This is a genomic window from Moorena sp. SIO4E2, from assembly GCF_010671945.1.
GTDB classification, from domain to species: domain Bacteria; phylum Cyanobacteriota; class Cyanobacteriia; order Cyanobacteriales; family Coleofasciculaceae; genus Moorena; species Moorena producens.
Genome location: NZ_JAAHIE010001211.1, coordinates 1 through 1415 on the forward strand (window position 1 = coordinate 1; position 1415 = coordinate 1415).

1 protein-coding gene is annotated in these 1415 nt (G+C 45.8%); it reads right to left on the reverse strand.

From position 1 onward, the window contains the following. Nucleotides 1-444: 444 nt before the first annotated feature. On the reverse strand, nucleotides 445-858 hold the full coding sequence (locus F6K37_RS42275; RefSeq protein WP_044495885.1) for a response regulator transcription factor: 414 nt from the start codon (nucleotides 856-858) through the stop codon (nucleotides 445-447). Nucleotides 859-1415 lie beyond the last annotated feature (557 nt).

Consider the following 1415-nt stretch of genomic DNA (forward strand, 5'->3'; position numbering starts at 1 on the left):
TACGGCGAACTCAGAAGCTGAAGGATGATGGCTTTAACAAAACTCGCTATCCATCCCCAGCTTCTTTAAAGGTGGGGATGGATAGCGAGACCGATTCGTGATATAATAAAATTGGTCGATGACCCGCCTGACTGACTAAAAGGCTACCTATTGATAGAAGGTATACAAAGTACTAGCAGAGCTCAGGGAAGAGACTTGCCCCGGCTGGTTAGCCATAGATGCTGTAATTCCAAGGTAAGTCTGTCGTCAAACTATACGTCTGCGGAAGGCGGATGTCTGCCTGTGGACGCTGAGTAAGACCAATTCTAGCAGGCGCGCGCCTCCAAGGCCGGGTTCCCCGGCCTTGGGTCGCGCCTCTGGTTGAGGCGTCGGGGACGCGCGCGGGAAGCCCGAAAGACGAATAAAACCGTCCCTGAGTTGACCTGAGAATTGGAAGCCCCAACCTCAGCGAAGCAGGTTGGGGTACTTCACGCTAGTAGCGGTGATACCAAGTATTTCTTGAGATTTTTCCAAAACTTGATCAGGGTCAAAGGGTTTAGTGAGGTACATATCTGTGCCGACCTCTTTGCCCTTTTGTTTATCAAACTCCTGTCCCTTAGCCGTTAGCATGATCACATAAATATCTTTGATACACAGAACATTTTTGATCTGATTACAGACATCAAAACCACTCATTTTCGGCATCATTAAATCTAGAAATACCAGATTAGGTTGCTCTGACTTAACTTGCTCTAGAGCATCTTCACCATCCTCAGCGGTGAGTAATTCTACCCCTTCATCTTCCAGGTCTTCCAGGGTTTGCTCGATCAGGAGTCTCATATAAGGTTCATCATCAACGATCAAGATTTTTTTAGTCATAGAGTAGTCTGCTGGGTAAAGCATTACCTGTTTCTACACCAATTAATTTACTTGATCAAGTGAGGTATTCCGGATGCTTTGCTAGTAAATCGGTAGGGTGTTTTAGGCATTGATTAATTAATCAGGGATAAGTATTCAAGCCGACACGATCTGAAAGTCGCTGTAGCTAAAGTACGACAAAAAAGTCCCCACACCAAATGGCAATGGGGGCAATACTGCAGTTGCTATCGTTGCCTGAAACTAATAATGCCCTGTATCAAAACCTGATCAAGCCAACAGTCTTTTCACTGTTTAACTGATCGGGGAGTTTGAGGGGTCTATCCATCCCCATCCCTATGCAGGGGTGGGGATGGATAGACCCCTGGCCGTAGGCCACGCTACGCGAACAAATATTTAGCGATGACTTGACGACTTATCGCAAAATATATATGGGTGCGGCTCTTTTAAAAGTACGGTAGACTAGATCTCAGTAAAACTGACAAATTAGTCAGAGTAATAGTTTGAGTCAATACCTCCTGGTGGGTGACCAGCTGAAAAAGTCAGCAGTAGTTCAGGAA

What these genes read in the sequence shown, in the direction of transcription:
- F6K37_RS42275 (WP_044495885.1), bottom strand. Translation starts at nt 858, where the DNA reads ATGACTAAAAAAATCTTGATCGTTGATGATGAACCTTATATGAGACTC.